Source organism: Muribaculum sp. NM65_B17, assembly GCF_004793735.1.
GTDB classification, from domain to species: domain Bacteria; phylum Bacteroidota; class Bacteroidia; order Bacteroidales; family Muribaculaceae; genus Muribaculum; species Muribaculum gordoncarteri.
Map to the genome: position 1 here is coordinate 506,967 of NZ_SRYY01000001.1, position 17,534 is coordinate 524,500.

Sequence of the window (17,534 nt, forward strand, 5' to 3'; positions counted from 1 at the left end):
AGTGCTTTTAATTATTTTAGGTTTAGTTGTTCAGTTCTATGAGTACCTTGACTTCGGTTCCGTCAATGTCGAGAACCTCGGCCGCAGCATCATCGGCAAGTTGTGCCACTTCCAGTGAGGTGGCAAGTACTTGCTTGGCTATATAGTCGCCATAGGCCTTGATTGCCTCCTCTGTAGCCGGATCGGGAGCAAACGTGAGCTTGATTTTGTCGACAATGTCATAGTTGCGTCCCTTACGTATGTTCTGGATGCGGTTCACTATGTCACGTGCTATACCCTCGTTGCGCAGTTCGTCGGTGATTGTCACATCGAGAGCGACGGTTATATTGCCGTCGTTGGCTACCTGCCATCCGGGAATGTCTTCCGATATTATTTCAACATCGGCAAGCTCAACCGAAGCCTTGACACCGTCGATGTCAAACTCCATCGAGCCGTTACGTTCCAATGCGGCGATATCGGCCTGTGACATGGAGCTTATGGAGGCGGCAACGCTCTTCATTGCCTTTCCGAATTTCGGGCCGAGCTTCTTGAAGTCGGGTTTAACGCGTTTTACGAGCACACCTTCATCGTTGCCTACATACTTTATGGTCTTTACGTTTACCTCATTGAGTATCAAGTCGGCCATCGACTCTATCATCTCCTTCTGTGCTTCATCGAGCACGGGAATCATCAATGTCGACAGCGGCTGACGCACCTTTATATTGACCTTGCGGCGCAATGAAAGCACCATCGATGTTATCTCCTGGGCCAACTTCATGCGTGCTTCAAGATTCTCGTCGCTTTCTCCTGCCTCGGGGAAGAGTGCCAGATGCACCGATTCGGTCGAGCCTTTGGTGACCGAAGTCAAGTCGGTATAAAGACGGTCGGCAAAGAACGGCGATATGGGAGCCATCAACAAGGCCACGGTTTCAAGACAGGTGTACAGAGTCTGGTAAGCCGACAACTTGTCGACATCCATCTCGCCTCCCCAGAAACGCTTGCGGTTAAGACGCACATACCAGTTGCTGAGATTGTCATTGACAAAGTCGTTTATGGCACGGGCTGCCTTGGTGGGCTCATAGTCGTCGAGAGCTTCGTCAACCTCACGAATGAGCGTGTTGAGCAATGAGAGAATCCAGCGGTCTATCTCGGGACGCTCGGTCAGCGGAACCTGCGGTGCGCTGTTGTCAAATCCGTCGACATTGGCATAGAGTGCAAAGAACGAATAGGTGTTGTAAAGTGTCGCAAAGAGCTTGCGGGCGGTTTCCTTGACACCTTCCGAGTCATATTTCAGGTTATCCCATGGCGATGAGTTTGCTATCATGTACCATCGCAACGGGTCGGATCCGAATTGCTCTATCGCCTCAAACGGATTCACGGCATTGCCGAGTCGCTTTGACATCTTGTTGCCGAAACGGTCGAGTACAAGACCATTGGATATAACAGCCTTATAGGCAACCGAGTCAAACACCATTCCTGCTATTGCATGGAGTGTAAAGAACCATCCGCGTGTCTGGTCAACACCTTCGGCTATGAAATCGGCCGGATAGAGTTCACCCGAATCAAGTCCCTTCTTGTTCTCAAAGGGATAGTGAATCTGGGCATAGGGCATCGCACCCGAATCAAACCACACATCGATCAGGTCAAGTTCGCGGTGCATCGGTTTGCCTGAAGGCGACACAAGCACTATGTCGTCGACATAGGGACGGTGAAGGTCGATTTTCTCGTAATTGGCCTTGGTGTATTCGCCGGGCACAAATCCTTTTTCCTTATAGGGATTGGCCGACATAACGCCAGCGGCTACAGCCTTCTCTATTTCATTGTAAAGTGTTTCAACGCTGTCGATGCATATCTCCTCGGTGCCGTCCTCGCTGCGCCATATGGGCAGAGGTGTGCCCCAATAGCGGCTGCGTGACAGGTTCCAGTCCTGAAGATTTTCAAGCCACTTGCCAAATCGGCCGGTGCCTGTCGACTGCGGTTTCCACTTTATTGTTTCGTTGTTGGCCATCAATGCTTCACGAGCCGATGTTGTGCGTATAAACCAGCTGTCGAGCGGGTAATAGAGCACAGGCTTGTCGGTTCGCCAGCAATGAGGATAGTTGTGTACATGCTTCTCAATCTTGAATGCGGTTCCGGCCTGCTTCATCTCCATACACAGGATTATGTTCAGGTCTTCGCTCTTTGATGCGGTAGCTTCGTCATACTTACCGTCGACATTGAATTTCGGGTCGTAGGCATTCTTCACATAGTCACCTGCATGTTTCTCGTAGGCGGCTACATTGACGCATTTATCCACAAATTCAGGAGCGCACTCATCGATTGTGTAATATTTACCGGTAAGGTCGACCATGGGGCGTGTTTCGCCTCTGCGGTTTATCATAAACAGCGAGGGGATGCCGGCAAGCTTGGCAACCTTGGCGTCATCGGCACCGAAAGTGGGCGCGATGTGTACGATACCCGTACCGTCTTCAGTAGTAACGTAATCGCCGGGGATTACACGGAACGCTTCAGCTTCGAGTTCAACAAACTTGTCCTTGCCCACTGAAAACACCTTTTCGGGATTGGCTGCAGCGTAATCCTGTACAAATCCGGGTGCATTGGCGTCGATGCGCTCAACGGGCTTAACCCAGGGCATAAGCTGCTGATAGTGCATTCCGAGAAGATCGTTGCCTATATATGAACCCACTACACGGTAAGGCACAATCTTGTCGCCGGGCTTGTACTCGTCAAGCGGCATTTCGGCTCCTTCAGCCTTAAAGTAGGCCGAAAGACGCTCCTTGGCAAGAACGGCGCTTATCTTCTCTCCGGTGTAGGGATTGTAGGTCTGTACGCACACATATTCAATCTTCGGGCCAACGCACAGTGCAGTGTTTGACGGAAGTGTCCACGGTGTTGTGGTCCATGCGAGGAAGCAGGGAGTACCCCATTCTGTCATTTCGGGACGCGGATCCTCGATTTTGAAAGCGGCGGTCACCGTAGTGTCCTTTACATCGCGGTAACATCCCGGCTGGTTGAGCTCATGGGTGCTGAGGCCGGTTCCTGCAGCCGGCGAATAGGGCTGTATCGTATAGCCCTTATAGAGGTAACCCTTCTTGTGAAGCTGACTGAGCAACCACCACACCGATTCGATATAACGGTTGTCGTAGGTGATATAGGGGTCATTCATATCGACCCAGTAACCCATGGAGTTGGTAAGATTTTCCCACTCCTTGGTGTACTTCATCACTTCGCGACGACAAGCGGCATTATAGTCATCTACCGAAATCTTCTTTCCGATATCTTCCTTGGTTATTCCGAGTGCTTTCTCCACGCCGAGCTCTACGGGTAGTCCGTGAGTGTCCCATCCGGCCTTTCTCTTAACGTGGAAACCCTTCATCGTCTTATAACGGCAGAAGATGTCCTTTATGGTTCGTGCCATGACATGGTGGATGCCGGGCATACCGTTGGCCGAAGGAGGGCCTTCATAAAAGACAAAAGAGGGACAACCCTCGCGCACCTTCATACTCTGCTCAAACAGATGTTCCTTATTCCATCGGTCGAGCACTTGACGATTGATATCTGAAAGATTGAAACTGTCGTATTCGTTAAATTTCTTTTTCATGTAGTGGACTATTAGTGCTACTTAAAAAATTTTTGCAAAGTTACAATAAATAGCTGCAATGTGAAAGTCATTGACTGTTTTTTTATTATATAAGGTGTTATTTTGGAATTTACAATAAAAAAGGCGCGACATCCTGTTGAATGTCACGCCCCGTAATCATTTATCTTAGCATCACTTGGCATGCTGGTAAAGATAACGCTTTATCGACCGCTTGGGCGTCTTTTCAAACTCTTCGTTATAGAGTTTCACCTTGCGGATCTGTGAATAGGCCGGCAAATCCTTATTGAGAGCCGCTATGTTGTCGTCCATTATCTTGCTGAGCGCATCGGTGTGGATGCCCTGCTTGGTTGCAAGCTCGAGATCGGGATATATCAATGCTGCCAATTGTCCGTCGCTGTCTACTACAAGCGATTCGGCCACATATGGCATATTGTTCAGTTTCTGCTCAATCTCCTCGGGATATATGTTCTGTCCCGACGGGCCGAGAATCATGTTCTTGTTACGACCCCTTATGTATATGAATCCGTCGGAATCCATAGTGCATAGGTCGCCCGTATTCATCCAACCGTCCTTCATCACGGCATCGGTAGCATCTTTGTTCTTGTAATATCCCTTCATTACATTGTCGCCGCGCACCCACAATTCGCCCGGTATATGCGCAGGATCGGGTGAATCGATGCGGCCTTCCATTCGGTCGACAATCTGTCCGCACGAGCCGGGTCGCTGCTTGTCCCATTGAGCATAAGCGACAAGAGGAGCACACTCGGTCATGCCATATCCCACAGTGTAGGGGAAATTGATGCGACGGAGGAATGTTTCCACATCCTTGTTAAGCGCGGCACCGCCAATGATTATCTCCTGTACATTTCCGCCAAATGCGCTCATGAGCTGAGTCTTTATCTTTTCAAGCAGTCGGTCGTCTATTACGGGAATGTGCATCAACAGTTTCATCAACGGCTTGTCGAGCAGCGGGAACACCTTGGTCTTCACTATCTTCTCGATAATCAGCGGAACCGTCACGATCAATTTGGGACGCACCGTGGCAAACGCCTCAAGGATAACCCTCGGCGAGGGCATTCGGGTAAGGAAGTAAACGTGACAACCCTTTACCAGCGGATGCAGCAGCTCCACTATGAGTCCGTACATGTGAGCAAGCGGAAGCATGCACACTATCCCATCGCCGGGATTAAGGAAGGTAAGACCGTCGATTGTAAACTGGATGTTGCTCCACAGGTTGTTGTAGGTCAACATGACGCCCTTTGAGAATCCCATCGAGCCCGAGGTGTAGTTTATCAACGCCAATTCATCCTTCTTCTCCTTGTAGTAGACGACATCATCGGGAGTGAATCGCTCGGGATACCTCTTGCCGAATATCTCGTTGAGATGCTCTCGGGCATTGGTAAGACGCTTGTTTCGCGACATTATAATCGAATAATCGTGAAGTCTTATTACGCCCTCAAGACCGTTCATCGAATCGGGGTCGAGATTCTCCCATATTGCATCATCGGTATAGAAGAGTTTTGCCTCGCTGTGGGTTACAAGGTGATGTATGTTGTCGGCCTTGAATTCATGCAGAATAGGCACGGCCACAGCTCCGTAGGTTATTGCCGAAATGAATGCGACAGCCCACTGTGAAGAGTTCTTGCCACACAAGGCAATCTTGTCGCCTCGTTTCACCCCGGCCTGTTCATACAGGAGATGAAGCTTGGCGACTTTACGCGCTATGTCGCGATATTGAAATGACACTCCGTTGAAATCGGTGAGAGCAAGCTCTTCCCAATTCTTTCGCACGGAGCTTTGCAGATATCCGTTTAATGTTGTTTCCATACAATATATAATTGAATGTAATCATAAATGGTTTTACAAAAATAGCTAAAATTAGCAATCAAAGGAAATAAATCATTAATACCGGAGCAACTAATCAATGTGATTTGCCATATTTTTTCATCAATCGCTCGACAATAATTTCATCCTTTACCTCATAACAATTGCTGCATATAGGCCAACATTGATGCGGCAATTCAGGATGTAGCTCACGAATTGACATATACCTCACCGGAATCTCGACACCTGAGTTTTTATCCGGGAATATTTTACTGTAATCATAGCCGCATATAGCACAAGATGAACCGTATAATTTTCGGATAATATCAGCTCCACTCTCCATTATAAGGTCATTATAGTCGTCAAACGCACACACGCCGGGACGCAATATATCATTACAACCGTCAAGATACTCGGCCCATAATGATTCAAGCACATCGCTATCCTTTTCATCAAGGTATCGTCCCGAATGTCCTCCGGTCCAGTCAAAAGTTGGAATTTTTTCACTTAATTTGTCGGCAGTCAACAATGCGCCACAATCAGGGTCTATAATCATTTCAATTTCGGCATCGGCATAATATGTTCTGCGATTCTTGCCGCTCCAGTCTTTACCCTTATATGCCTCACCATAGAAGTATCCCGACAACACGATACCGTTTTCTTTGGGATTATCACTACCGCAACGCATTAGAAATACACGTTGACCGGACTCCAATTTCTTATACTCCCATACATTCCAGGATATAGTATTGTCGAGGTCCAGATTACTGATGCACTCCTTGAACTCATCTTTGGTGAAGGCTGATATTGCAGGATTCCAAAACAGTATACATGTCATAATGGCTAAAATTTTTTGATTTATGCGAATTTAATAAATATTTTGAATTCATTCGCGACATTATGGGGTGAAATCGGGTTATACGATGCATTATCTTTGTCGAAAAATAGAATTGAGATATGGAAACATCACACAACAAGCGAGGCACCAAGTTTAAATTTGACAAGGAATGGACCGACGCCATTATACGATTACCAAAGCACTATCAGGATGAGTTGTACAATGCAATCGAGGCTTATCAGCGCGATTTGACCGTAATTGATGTAAGCGAAGGTGTGCCCAGAGCCATCTTCATGTTGATAATGCCTACAATACGCCGCCGATATATAGCACGACAAAACGGCCGCATGGCACGCGAACGAAAAAGAGCGGTTAGAAGCTCTGTCATGAAAGAAAAATCGTCAAAAATTCATAATTCTACCTATATTTGCAGTCCCGAGCCGGAAACTGAACCGATTGCGGCAACCCCGCCGCAGATAGCCAAAGACACCAACAAAAAGCGACATCGAAACGCACTGAAAAGGATCAAGCGTCACGCATCACGACGCGACAAATATTTGCCTTCGATTTAACAAATCCATGAACAGGAGTGTTATAGCTATATCAACTCAACATTTTTATTTATGGATAAATTCAATGCCTTGACAACTGTCGATGAAATGTTCATGGACATGGCGGCCGAATTGGCCGAAGTCAATGTCAGCGAAGGAGGAGGGCCTTTCGGTGCAGTGATAGTGCTTGACGGCACTGTCATTGCGACCGGAGTGAATTCCGTGACACGCGACAACGACCCTACAGCCCATGCCGAAGTGAACGCCATACGCAATGCTTGTGCAGCCTTAGGGACATTCAAGCTCGACCAATGCGTTGTGTATAGTTCCTGCGAGCCGTGTCCCATGTGCCTTAGCGCACTCTATTGGGCAGGCGTGAAACGCATATACTACGGAAACACCAAGGAGGATGCCGACCGAATCAACTTTAGTGACAAGTTCATTTACCAGCAGCTCGACAAGCCGCCGGTAGAACGCGCCATACCCTGCATCCATGTCAATAGCAAGCGCGCTATAAAAGCATTTGAGATGTGGGCCGACAAGAATGACAAAATCACCTATTGAACAGGTCGCCCTGCCTGATGCCTTTGGCTTTGAGATAGGAGTTGAGCTTGTGGGAGAACTCGTAGTTTTTCAATCCCCATTGCGGAGAGATCAACAGGGATGCAGGCGACTGACTCGTAAACCGCTCTATTGCTATGGCGGGATTCATCCGTGCAACAATTCGCGAACATAGATCAATATATTCATCGACCGTGTAACCGGGCACAGTGTACAGCCGAGCCTCGAGGTCGCGTGCAAGTTTCGTGCCCTTTATTATCTGAAGCTGATGTAGCTTAACGGTATCGACGGGCAATTGCGACACTGCGTCGATTGTCGACATGATGGTGTCATCGTTCTCCCCGGGAAGTCCTAAGATGAGATGCAGCCCTACCGGTATTCCGGCATCGGCAGTGCGGTTGACGGCATCAACGGTGTCGTTCCATGAGTGGCATCGGTTAATCAGCTTCAATGTTGAATCGCACGACGATTCAGCGCCATACTCCACCATCACAAAGTGACTCTCATTAAGTCGCGACAGGTAGTCAAGCAGTTCATCGGGCATGCAGTCGGGCCGAGTTCCTATTATCAATCCGTCGACATCGGGCTGTGCCAGTGCCTCCTCATAGAGAGCCGAAAGTCGGCTTATTTCAGCAAATGTGTTGGTATAAGCCTGAAAGTAGGCCAGATAGCGCATCGACGGATATTTGCGGTTGAAAAATCGCTTCCCTTTCTCAATCTGTTCAGCTACCGACAGCTGCGGCTTGCAATAGTCGGGATTGAACGTTTGGTTATTGCAGTAGGTACACCCACCCCTGCCCACTGTGCCGTCACGGTTAGGGCATGAGAATCCGGCGTTTATGGAAATTTTCTGCACCTTCCCGTCGAAGTGTTCGGCGAGAAAGTCGGCATAGTCACGATAAGCTTCAGCCATGGGGAGCAATCACAGGCGAGTAGCCTTATTCAGTAGATAGGCGTCGAGCAAAGTCATAGCCGCCATTGCATCGACCACGGGCACGGCGCGTGGCAATACACATGGATCATGGCGACCACGTGCTTTCAGCGTCACGGGATTTCCCGAATCGTCAATCGTCGGCACCTCTTGCAGCAATGTGGCCACAGGCTTGAACGCAACTCTGAAATATATGTCTTCACCATTGGATATTCCGCCTTGTATTCCGCCGGAATTGTTGGTTGTAGTCGACACTTTTCCGTTGGCATCGGAGACAAAACGGTCGATCATATCGCTGCCTCGGTGGCTTACACCGTCAAATCCCATTCCATATTCAAATCCTTTCACGGCATTTATGCCGAGCATGGCTGCTCCAAGCATTGCATGCAGCTTGCCGAACACCGGTTCACCGAGTCCTGCCGGCACACCTTTTATGACGCAGGTGATAATGCCGCCTATGGTGTCGCCTTCGCCCTTTATTTTGCGTATCAGCTCCCGCATACGTGCCGCCATTTCAGCATCGGGACACCTCACGTCGTTGCTGTCGATTGTCGAGAGATCATATTTTGTATAACCGGCGGAGAGCGACAAGTCGCCCACAGTCGATGTATAGGAGTGTATGCTTATGCCGAGTCGCTCAAGAGCCTGCATGGCAAATGCGCCTCCCACCACGCGAGCGATTGTTTCTCTTGCCGACGATCGGCCGCCTCCCCGATGGTCGCGCAACCCGTACTTTGTGGTATAGGTATAGTCGGCGTGCGACGGACGGAATGTGTGGCGCATATTCTCATAATCGCTTGAATGTTGATCGCCGTTCTCGACAATGAATCCGATAGGGGTTCCGGTTGTTTTCCCATCAAACATTCCGCTCAGAATCTTTACACGGTCCTTTTCATCGCGAGCCGTAACGATTGTTGATTGTCCCGGACGGCGGCGGTCGAGCTGATGCTGCACGGCATCAAGGTCGATGTCTATGCCTGCCGGCATTCCGTCGATTATACCGCCCACAGCGGGGCCGTGGGATTCGCCGAACGTAGTCAGGCGATATATGTTGCCAAATGTATTCATAATTATTCAGTCATTGGTGTGGCTATGTCGGCCACCGTTGCCTTAACGTAGCCTATCAGGTCGCCGGGTGATACCTTGAATTGCAGGCCTCTCACCCCTGCGCTTACATAGATGAAGTCGTAATCAAGTGCCGTGGAGTGGAAATATGTAGGAAATGCCTTCTTCATCCCTATGGGCGAGCATCCACCCCTGATGTAACCGGTGAGCGGGAGCAGCTCTTTCATCGGAATCATCTCGGCCTTCTTTGCACCGGCCGTTTTGGCGGCGGCCTTAAGGTCGACCTCCATGTTACCCGGAATCACACACACGAAGTATCCGCACTTGTCGCCGTGAAGCACAAGGGTCTTGAACACCCGGTTTATGTCCTCGCCCAACTCTTCGGCCACATGGTCGGCGGCAAGATTGTTCTCATCGACCCGATAGGGAATCAACTCATAGGCAATCCGGGCCTTGTCAAGCAGCCTTGCTGCATTGGTTTTAGCTATTCCTGACATGATTACTATTTTTTGCAAAAATAATCATTCCGCATCACTTATCCAAAAGCAAGTATGCGACACGCCGTGAAGCTGTCGATTTTATATATGCTTTTTTGCGTGAGTGACGGATTATGAGTAACTTTGTATCGTGGGACGATTAATGGCAATAGATTACGGACGAAAACGTTGCGGCATAGCCGTGACCGATACGTTGCGCATTGTCGCCACGGGACTTACAACGGTGTCGACCCATGAACTCATCGATTGGGTGAAGCGGTATATCGCCTCGGAGCAGGTCGATGAAATAGTTGTGGGAAAACCCACTACCCTGCGAGGTGAGCCATCGGAGTCAATGCGCTACATCACGCCCGGCATAAGCAAGCTGCGCTCGGCGATACCCGAAGAGATTCCAATCGTGTTCTGGGACGAACGATTCACCTCGACAATGGCTCATAGAGCCATGATCGACTCAGGTATGCGCAAAAGCCGTCGACGCGACAAGGCGATTGTCGACGAGATGGCAGCCACGATAATATTGAACGACTACATTCAAAGCAAAACATATAACCAATAATGAAATTACCGATATATCTTTACGGGCACCCGGTGCTTCGCCGTGAATCGGCTGAGATAACGCCCGAATATCCCGAGCTCAAAAAGCTCGTCGCCGACATGTGGGAAACGATGTACGGTTCCGACGGTGTAGGACTTGCCGCCCCCCAGATAGGCCGCAACGACCGCATCGTGGTAATCGATAGCAATGCCGTAGCCGAACACTTCCCCGAATGTGCCGACCGCAAGTTCACATTGATAAATCCTGAGGTGGAGGTGCTCGACGGCGAAACCATAACGCGCGACGAAGGCTGCCTCAGCCTGCCCGACCTGAGTGAGGCCGTGCCTCGCATCGAACACATACGCCTTAAGTGGGTCGATGAAAACTTCGAGCCCCACGAAGAGGAGATAACCGGATTCCTGGCACGTATAGTGCAGCATGAATGTGACCACCTCGAAGGCAAGATGTACATAGACCATATTTCGCCCATACGCAAGCAATTGATCAAGGGTAAACTCAACCGCATAGTGACCGGCAAGACACGCTGCGACTATCCGGTGCGTTACGCCCCCAAGAAATAATTAATCATAACAATCAACCTGTAACGACATGGCTGACGATAAGAAAATTATCTTCTCGATGGTGGGAGTGAGCAAAATCTATCCCCCTCAAAAACAAGTTTTAAAGAACATATATCTGTCATTTTTCTATGGCGCAAAGATAGGAATCATAGGTCTTAACGGTTCCGGTAAGTCATCGCTGCTCAAGATAATCGCCGGCCTCGACAAGAGCTATCAGGGCGAAGTTGTGTTCTCGCCGGGATATTCGGTGGGATACCTTGAACAGGATCCGCAGCTCGACCCCGACAAGACGGTTATCGAGGTTGTTCGCGAAGGCGTTCAGCCCATAATGGACCTGCTTGCCGAATTTGACAAGGTGAATGAGGCATTTGGCGATCCCGATGTGCTCGACGACCCCGACAAGATGGACGCACTCATTGCCCGTCAGTCGGAATTGCAGGACAAGCTTGACGCCGCCGATGCATGGAATATCGACTCGAAGCTTGAGCGCGCAATGGATGCGCTTCAGTGTCCGCCCGACGATCAGGTTATCAAGACCCTTTCGGGAGGTGAGCGTCGTCGTGTGGCTTTGTGTCGCCTATTGTTGCAGCAGCCTGATGTGCTGTTGCTCGACGAGCCTACCAACCACCTCGATGCCGAGTCGATCGACTGGCTCGAGCAGCATCTGCAGCAATATCCCGGTACGGTAATCGCCATCACCCACGACCGTTACTTCCTCGACCATGTTGCAGGATGGATTCTTGAACTTGACCGTGGCGAAGGAATACCCTGGAAGGGCAACTACTCTTCATGGCTCGATCAGAAGACAAAGCGCATGGCCCAGGAGGAGAAGCAGGCCAGCAAGCGTCGCAAGACACTTGAACGCGAACTTGAATGGGTGCGCATGGCTCCCAAGGCACGACAGGCTAAAGGAAAGGCCCGACTAAACTCCTACGACCGATTGCTTAACGAAGACCAGAAGGCACGCGAGGAGCGTCTTGAGATATTTATCCCCAACGGTCCGCGTCTTGGCCAGAAGGTGATCGAGGCCACATCGCTTGCCAAGGCATTCGGAAAGAAGCGCCTGTTCAACGATCTGAGCTTCTCGCTTCCGCCCAACGGCATAGTCGGTGTAATCGGCCCTAACGGCGCCGGCAAGACTACCCTATTCCGCCTTATCATGGGTCAGGAAACACCCGATAACGGAACATTTGATGTGGGCGAAACAGTCAAAATAGCCTATGTCGACCAGACTCACCATGACCTGCTGCCTGAAAAGACGGTCTATGAAGTGATTTCGCAAGGCACCGAAACATTCCGTATGGGAGGCCGCGATGTCAATGCACGAGCCTATCTGTCGAAGTTTAACTTCACGGGAGCCGATCAAGAGAAGAAGATCGGTGTGCTGTCGGGCGGCGAACGCAACCGATTGCATCTTGCCATGGCGTTGAAGGAGGAAGGCAATGTGCTGTTGCTCGACGAGCCTACCAACGACATCGATGTCAACACGCTTCGTGCCCTTGAGGAAGGTCTTGACGACTTTGCCGGATGTGCGGTGGTTGTAAGCCACGACCGCTGGTTCCTCGATAGAATATGCACCCACATTCTGTCGTTTGAAGGCGACGGCAATGTAGTGTTCTACGAAGGCTCCTACTCCGACTATGAAGAGTACAAGAAAGCCCGCAACGGAGGCAAAGAACTGCCCCGCCGCCGCTATCGCAAGCTGATGGAGTAATATCCGCATCAACCAACATAAAAATACGACCGTCGACTTCCCGTCATCGGTCGTATTTTATATCGTTTCATGAGGTTTTTCCAGTGTAGATGTCAATAGTACAATCTACCATCCGCAATCTGAGAACTTTGCGAGTATAAGTAAATGATTTATAGCCGCATTAGTAAATCATTTATTATATTGTACAGCAAAAAAACTTTCTATACTTTTGTGTCAAATTTTAAATTATGGAAAGATTAATCCTTTATGTTAATAGCATTTTTCCATGTGGTATGCCATATTTATCAATAAATGGTTATTCATTTGAATGGATTAGTACACATTGGAATTTGGTGGGAGTATCCGAACCAACAAGTTTGGATATTAGTGAATTTGACCTCTAAAACGAGGTTTAATAAACGAAATAAGGAAATAGCTGGCAAGGTTATTCCCTTTACGGTTTAATCAGTTATTATAAATCAGACAAACTCATTTAAGGTAATGTCGTAATAAGTGAAAATGCTCCAATCAATGCATGAAACTACAGAGATTGGAGCATACTACAATAAATCATATCTTAAAGTACCGGGATTGGGGCATTTGACTATTTAAGTAGCTTACGGTTATAGATCGGGGTTATCCACTGAATAGGGGTAGATGAGTTGCTTTGCCACGCCAAAGAGGAGCATGCCTACCGCTTGCCAGTCAGTATATTCCGGTTTATGATTATATTTTATTTTCAATGCATTAAGTTTAAGCTCATTCGATTCTTTGACGGGCATTGCAGTCAATGTCATGTCGACCATATTGAACCGTATGCGGCCGAAAAGGATTATAGATTGCAAACCGAGATTACAGTCAACATCATCGGCAAACATTGGTATTGAACTATTGTCGCCGCACACAAAAATAGATTGACCGCGTACTTGGCTATTCCCGAGCTTGATAAGCGGATTCTCAAGGTTGAAACCCTCTATCTTAATCCATCCGCCAAGCCCCGCCTGCCGTATAGTATCGGGAACAGAATGTGACAATACATAATCCCTATTACGCTTATAGAACGAAGGCATCAATATGCCGGTGGATGCATCGCCGGTATCAAGATTGAAAAGCAACGGGCGCCCGTCGACACCACCTTTGACCAACAGATTCATCTGGGAAGAAAAACACATATTTGACTGTTCGTCACTACGCACCGCAGCCTCTCGTGGTATTGATATGGAGCGCTTTATAAAATCCACAGTCAAATCCTTAATCGCCAGCATCAGTTCGCTTCCAACTATTAATTCAAGATGTGATACATAATTGTTAGCCTCCCGGTTTCCGGTTGACATGTCGACAACATAAAATGGCACATCGGTCAGCGTGACATTTCCAAGAACGAGCTCCTTTGCAATTGCAAGACGAGCCGACTTTCGCCCTACGCCCATTACGTTTACATCGGATTCCTGATAGGTGAATCCGCACAATCGGGCAATAGAATCATTGACTATGTTTACTCCCGCGCCTGTGTCAAAAGTTGGCTTGACATCATGTCCGTTGACTTGGCATCGCTCAAGTTCGATGGCCAATCCCGGCTTCTCAGTGCGACCTACTTGTATAAGCTTGAACGGGATAACACCTTCGTCGCCATCTATCGACATTGCATAGGGCTGATAAGCCGACAATTCCTTATATTTTGATTCATAGCTATGCATGGTCATGACCGCCGCAGAATCAAGATATTGTAACGCCTGTTCGATAACTTGCGACATCAGCGATGCGGCCTCCTTATTCTTTCCCACCCGGCTTAAATCCATAGCCCACATAACTGAAGAACTGAGATAGTTATTAAGGTCCAGCGACTCATTATAATTATTGAACAGCTCCTCAAACGCCGGGATTGAAACATCGGGGCGGTTAAGACGGTTGCCTATGAGGCAACGTGAAAACACCTCCAAAAACGGATTTATCGAATCCTTAGGTGTGGACCCATATATCGAATCAAGGCCAAACCAATCGGATGCGTTCATGGCATTGGCAATGCGTTCATCCACCGATTGTGAGCTTGCCGATATTGAAGCCGCAAACCCTATTGTCAAGATGATAAGCCATTTATGAAACATCATGCAAGGAGATCGCATTAGAGCGAATACACAAATCTAACATTTTTCATATTCACGACCTAATTTGTTGTTACAAAAACACCTTTCAGTTGATTTATTGCGAGGAAAAGATTAATTTTGAACTCCAATCAAGCTATCACATTATCACATGAATAATAAGAGGAACATAATATTTCGCAGAATAGGATTATCATTGGCTGCACTTGCTGTAGTCGTCACCATATTCACCGTTATTGCCAATGTTGTGGTTGAACGCAGCACACGCGACCGAATATATGACAACATTGATGCCCTGCCCCACAATCGCGTGGCCCTACTGCTCGGAACTTCGCCGCTTAACCGTTACGGCACACCTAACTCCTACTTCACCAATCGCATCAATACCGCAGTAAAGCTGTTCCGTCAAGGGAAGATTGATTACATAATCGTGAGCGGCGACAACCACACACGACAATATGACGAAACAACGGCCATGAAGGACTCACTCATGGCTCACGGCATTCCCGAGGATGCAATAGTGCCTGACTATGCCGGATTCCGCACTCTCGACTCAGTGGTGAGAGCAAAGGAGGTCTTCGGCTGCGATTCATTGACAATAATATCACAGGCCGACCATAATGCGCGTGCCCTATATCTCGCCGAGAAAAGCGGCATCGAGGCAGTGGCAATAGCTGCCCCCCTGCGTGCCGGACGACTGGTGAGAGTGCGACTTGCATTGCGTGAATGGCTCGCCCGTGACAAGATGATGCTTGATCTGCTTGTAGGGAAACGACCGCATTTTCTCGGCGAAAAAATCGAAATTCCACAATCGCCATCAAATCCTTACGCCCCGCTGAAGGAGAAGCTTACCCAATACATAGCCGATAAAAATGCCCGAATCGGAATCGCTGTACTTGTCAATGGCCGATACTCGGTATCGATAAATGGCGATTACGCATTTCCAATGTTGAGCGTTTACAAATTTCCAATCGCCATGGCCGTGGCCGAATATTGCCGAATGCGTGACATCGACTTCTCGGATTCATGCCTCGTTACAGCCGGCGATTTACATCGCGATACTTACAGCCCCATGCTGAAGAAATACGCCGATGTCGACACCGCGTCAATCACATTTGATGAATTGCTGGCCTATGCCCTTCAGCAAAGCGACAACAATGCATCGGACATTTTGCTGAATTGCATAGGCGGAGCCGCTTCGGCCAATGAATACGTATCGGCGACCGGAATAGAAGGCGTTACAATCAAATGGAGCGAGGACGACATGCACATCGATGTGTCGCGATGCTATGAAAATTCAGCCACCCCTGTAGCCATGGCTAAACTGATGTGGACATTTGACTCCCAATATAACGACACACTGTCGAAACGCATAAAGCAACTGATGGAGTCATGCGAAACAGGTCAGGCACGACTGGCCAAGCCTTTGATTGAATCCAATGCGGTAATAGGCCATAAAACGGGAACCGGTTTCATAAATCCCGATGGCAGCCTCATGGCTGTAAACGATGCCGGATACGTGCATCTTCCCGACGGAACACACTACAGCATAGCAGTGTTCATAGCCGACTCATACTACGACATGGAGCATACCGAGGATATAATTGCCGATATTTCGGAAATGACAGCAGAGTTCATAACCAACGCAAATTGATGACTATGACAAATATTCAGGACAATAAACAAGATCCGTTGAAGCTGATATTCAACTATAATAATGTGTTTTACAGCTTTTTCTATGATGACACAAGCAGTTGCATACATCGTTCCCGTGAGTTTGCCATAAATTATGTGCACTCCGGAGAGATGATGTTGGACAATGGTAAAGAAAAGAGACATGTACACAAAGGTGAATGTGTATTCATTCCACGTGACTACAAAATCACCATGTACAAAAAGTCGCATAACGGTGAACGTTATTGCGGGATATTTTTGATGTTTACGCGCAACTTCCTGCGTGACATGTATAATAAATTGGGATATAATACTGCTCCGGCCCAGATCAAGAAAATGGACAATGCTGTCATGATTCTGCCTGAAACTGTGGAACTTGAGTCGCTGTTTGCCTCGATGTCACCCTATCTCAATCCCGACGTCAAGCCAAAGGATGAATTCATGAGCCTAAAATTGCAGGAAGGTCTTATGGCTCTTCTTGCTATCGATGAAGGTTTTGCGCCTTTGATGTTTGACTTCAGCAAACCATGGAAAATGGATATACTCGACTTCATGGAAGAGAACTATACGAGCGACCTAAGCATAGAAGAGATTGCCCATTACACCGGACGAAGCCTTGCAACATTTAAGCGTGATTTTAAGAAAATAAGCGATCTTACTCCCGAAAAATGGCTTATAGCCCGCCGACTTGAAAAAGCATACGAACTCATTAAAGGCGGCCGTAAAAAGGTGGTAGATGTATACGCCGAGGTTGGATTTCGTAATCCGTCACACTTCTCCACTGCATTTAAAAAGCGTTTCGGAATCGCCCCCGCGGCAATTATGCCATAATTGTGACACCATCAGAAATATTATAAAATTCTTAGAATTGCTTGTTTATTCGATGACAAATTGCCATACATTTATTGCGAATCGCTAAATATAAAAGCAAGTGTAGCCATAATTACATATCGTTTTTTGCTCTAAACATCGCTCTAAACACGGGTCGAAAAAACTCTAAACTATTTCTAAACATTTCCGTTCATACTGCACATGGGATGTGTCGTTATGTACGTAAAAAATAGGCGATAACCCCTTTTTCATCAAGGGCTTATCGCCTATC

14 protein-coding genes are annotated in these 17,534 nt (G+C 48.1%); 7 read left to right on the top strand and 7 right to left on the bottom strand.

Annotated features, from left to right (window positions below):
- Positions 1-22: 22 nt before the first annotated feature.
- The 3 genes from ileS to E5354_RS02215 form a co-directional block, all read right to left on the bottom strand.
- Entirely contained in the window at positions 23-3,580 is a 3,558-nt protein-coding gene (gene ileS / locus E5354_RS02205) for an isoleucine--tRNA ligase (protein WP_135946258.1), read from the bottom strand.
- Positions 3,581-3,751: 171 nt separating this feature from the next.
- Positions 3,752-5,407, bottom strand: coding sequence for an AMP-binding protein (locus E5354_RS02210; RefSeq protein ID WP_135946259.1), 1,656 nt, complete (start codon positions 5,405-5,407; stop codon positions 3,752-3,754).
- Positions 5,408-5,501: 94 nt separating this feature from the next.
- A complete protein-coding gene (locus tag E5354_RS02215) occupies positions 5,502-6,242 on the bottom strand; it encodes a hypothetical protein (RefSeq protein ID WP_135946260.1) in 741 nt (246 codons plus the stop codon).
- 119 nt (positions 6,243-6,361) lie between these two features.
- Here E5354_RS02215 and E5354_RS02220 point away from each other — a divergent pair, with 119 nt between their 5' ends.
- Together E5354_RS02220 and E5354_RS02225 are read left to right on the top strand one after the other, a co-directional pair.
- Positions 6,362-6,814: a DUF6291 domain-containing protein gene (locus E5354_RS02220; RefSeq protein ID WP_135946261.1), complete on the top strand. Its 453-nt coding sequence runs from the start codon at positions 6,362-6,364 to the stop codon at positions 6,812-6,814.
- A 51-nt stretch (positions 6,815-6,865) separates the two neighbouring features.
- The gene (locus tag E5354_RS02225) at positions 6,866-7,357 is read left to right on the top strand and encodes a nucleoside deaminase (RefSeq protein ID WP_123396754.1); all 492 of its coding nucleotides are present in this window, start codon (positions 6,866-6,868) and stop codon (positions 7,355-7,357) included.
- On the opposite strand, the gene E5354_RS02230 is transcribed toward E5354_RS02225, so the two are convergent.
- Genes E5354_RS02230 through ybaK form a run of 3 tightly spaced genes read right to left on the bottom strand, consistent with a single transcriptional unit; the run spans position 7,347 to position 9,847 of the window.
- Positions 7,347-8,267, bottom strand: coding sequence for a TIGR01212 family radical SAM protein (locus E5354_RS02230; RefSeq protein WP_135946262.1), 921 nt, complete (start codon positions 8,265-8,267; stop codon positions 7,347-7,349). The genes E5354_RS02225 and E5354_RS02230 overlap by 11 nt on opposite strands.
- Before the next feature lie 9 nt (positions 8,268-8,276).
- Positions 8,277-9,353: a chorismate synthase gene (gene aroC / locus E5354_RS02235; RefSeq protein ID WP_210433120.1), complete on the bottom strand. Its 1,077-nt coding sequence runs from the start codon at positions 9,351-9,353 to the stop codon at positions 8,277-8,279.
- 2 nt (positions 9,354-9,355) lie between these two features.
- The gene (gene ybaK, locus E5354_RS02240; protein ID WP_123396757.1) at positions 9,356-9,847 is read right to left on the bottom strand and encodes a Cys-tRNA(Pro) deacylase; all 492 of its coding nucleotides are present in this window, start codon (positions 9,845-9,847) and stop codon (positions 9,356-9,358) included.
- A gap of 130 nt (positions 9,848-9,977) precedes the next feature.
- Between ybaK and ruvX the strand changes: the two genes are divergently transcribed.
- From ruvX to ettA, 3 genes are read left to right on the top strand one after another with little or no spacing between them, the layout of a single operon-like run.
- The gene (ruvX, locus tag E5354_RS02245) at positions 9,978-10,403 is read left to right on the top strand and encodes a Holliday junction resolvase RuvX (RefSeq protein WP_123396758.1); all 426 of its coding nucleotides are present in this window, start codon (positions 9,978-9,980) and stop codon (positions 10,401-10,403) included.
- On the top strand, positions 10,403-10,963 hold the full coding sequence (def, locus tag E5354_RS02250) for a peptide deformylase (protein WP_123396759.1): 561 nt from the start codon (positions 10,403-10,405) through the stop codon (positions 10,961-10,963). The genes ruvX and def overlap by 1 nt, the downstream gene beginning before the upstream one ends.
- 28 nt (positions 10,964-10,991) lie before the next feature.
- On the top strand, positions 10,992-12,677 hold the full coding sequence (ettA, locus tag E5354_RS02255) for an energy-dependent translational throttle protein EttA (RefSeq protein WP_135946264.1): 1,686 nt from the start codon (positions 10,992-10,994) through the stop codon (positions 12,675-12,677).
- A 602-nt stretch (positions 12,678-13,279) separates the two neighbouring features.
- Here the strand turns inward: ettA and E5354_RS02260 are convergent.
- The gene (locus E5354_RS02260) at positions 13,280-14,737 is read right to left on the bottom strand and encodes a retropepsin-like aspartic protease (RefSeq protein WP_168353798.1); all 1,458 of its coding nucleotides are present in this window, start codon (positions 14,735-14,737) and stop codon (positions 13,280-13,282) included.
- A gap of 172 nt (positions 14,738-14,909) precedes the next feature.
- Between E5354_RS02260 and bla the strand changes: the two genes are divergently transcribed.
- Together bla and E5354_RS02270 are read left to right on the top strand one after the other, a co-directional pair.
- Positions 14,910-16,412, top strand: coding sequence for a class A beta-lactamase (bla, locus tag E5354_RS14130; RefSeq protein WP_136419368.1), 1,503 nt, complete (start codon positions 14,910-14,912; stop codon positions 16,410-16,412).
- A gap of 5 nt (positions 16,413-16,417) precedes the next feature.
- Positions 16,418-17,263, top strand: a complete 846-nt coding sequence (locus E5354_RS02270) for an AraC family transcriptional regulator (RefSeq protein ID WP_135946316.1) — start codon at positions 16,418-16,420, stop codon at positions 17,261-17,263.
- Positions 17,264-17,534: the final 271 nt, after the last annotated feature.

Coding starts and splice junctions, on each gene's coding strand:
- ileS (WP_135946258.1), bottom strand. CDS start 3,580: ATGAAAAAGAAATTTAACGAATACGACAGTTTCAATCTTTCAGATATC.
- ettA (WP_135946264.1), top strand. CDS start 10,992: ATGGCTGACGATAAGAAAATTATCTTCTCGATGGTGGGAGTGAGCAAA.
- E5354_RS02270 (WP_135946316.1), top strand. CDS start 16,418: ATGACAAATATTCAGGACAATAAACAAGATCCGTTGAAGCTGATATTC.
- E5354_RS02225 (WP_123396754.1), top strand. CDS start 6,866: ATGGATAAATTCAATGCCTTGACAACTGTCGATGAAATGTTCATGGAC.
- def (WP_123396759.1), top strand. CDS start 10,403: ATGAAATTACCGATATATCTTTACGGGCACCCGGTGCTTCGCCGTGAA.
- E5354_RS02230 (WP_135946262.1), bottom strand. CDS start 8,267: ATGGCTGAAGCTTATCGTGACTATGCCGACTTTCTCGCCGAACACTTC.
- aroC (WP_210433120.1), bottom strand. CDS start 9,353: ATGAATACATTTGGCAACATATATCGCCTGACTACGTTCGGCGAATCC.
- E5354_RS02215 (WP_135946260.1), bottom strand. CDS start 6,242: ATGACATGTATACTGTTTTGGAATCCTGCAATATCAGCCTTCACCAAA.
- E5354_RS02210 (WP_135946259.1), bottom strand. CDS start 5,407: ATGGAAACAACATTAAACGGATATCTGCAAAGCTCCGTGCGAAAGAAT.
- E5354_RS02220 (WP_135946261.1), top strand. CDS start 6,362: ATGGAAACATCACACAACAAGCGAGGCACCAAGTTTAAATTTGACAAG.
- bla (WP_136419368.1), top strand. CDS start 14,910: ATGAATAATAAGAGGAACATAATATTTCGCAGAATAGGATTATCATTG.
- ybaK (WP_123396757.1), bottom strand. CDS start 9,847: ATGTCAGGAATAGCTAAAACCAATGCAGCAAGGCTGCTTGACAAGGCC.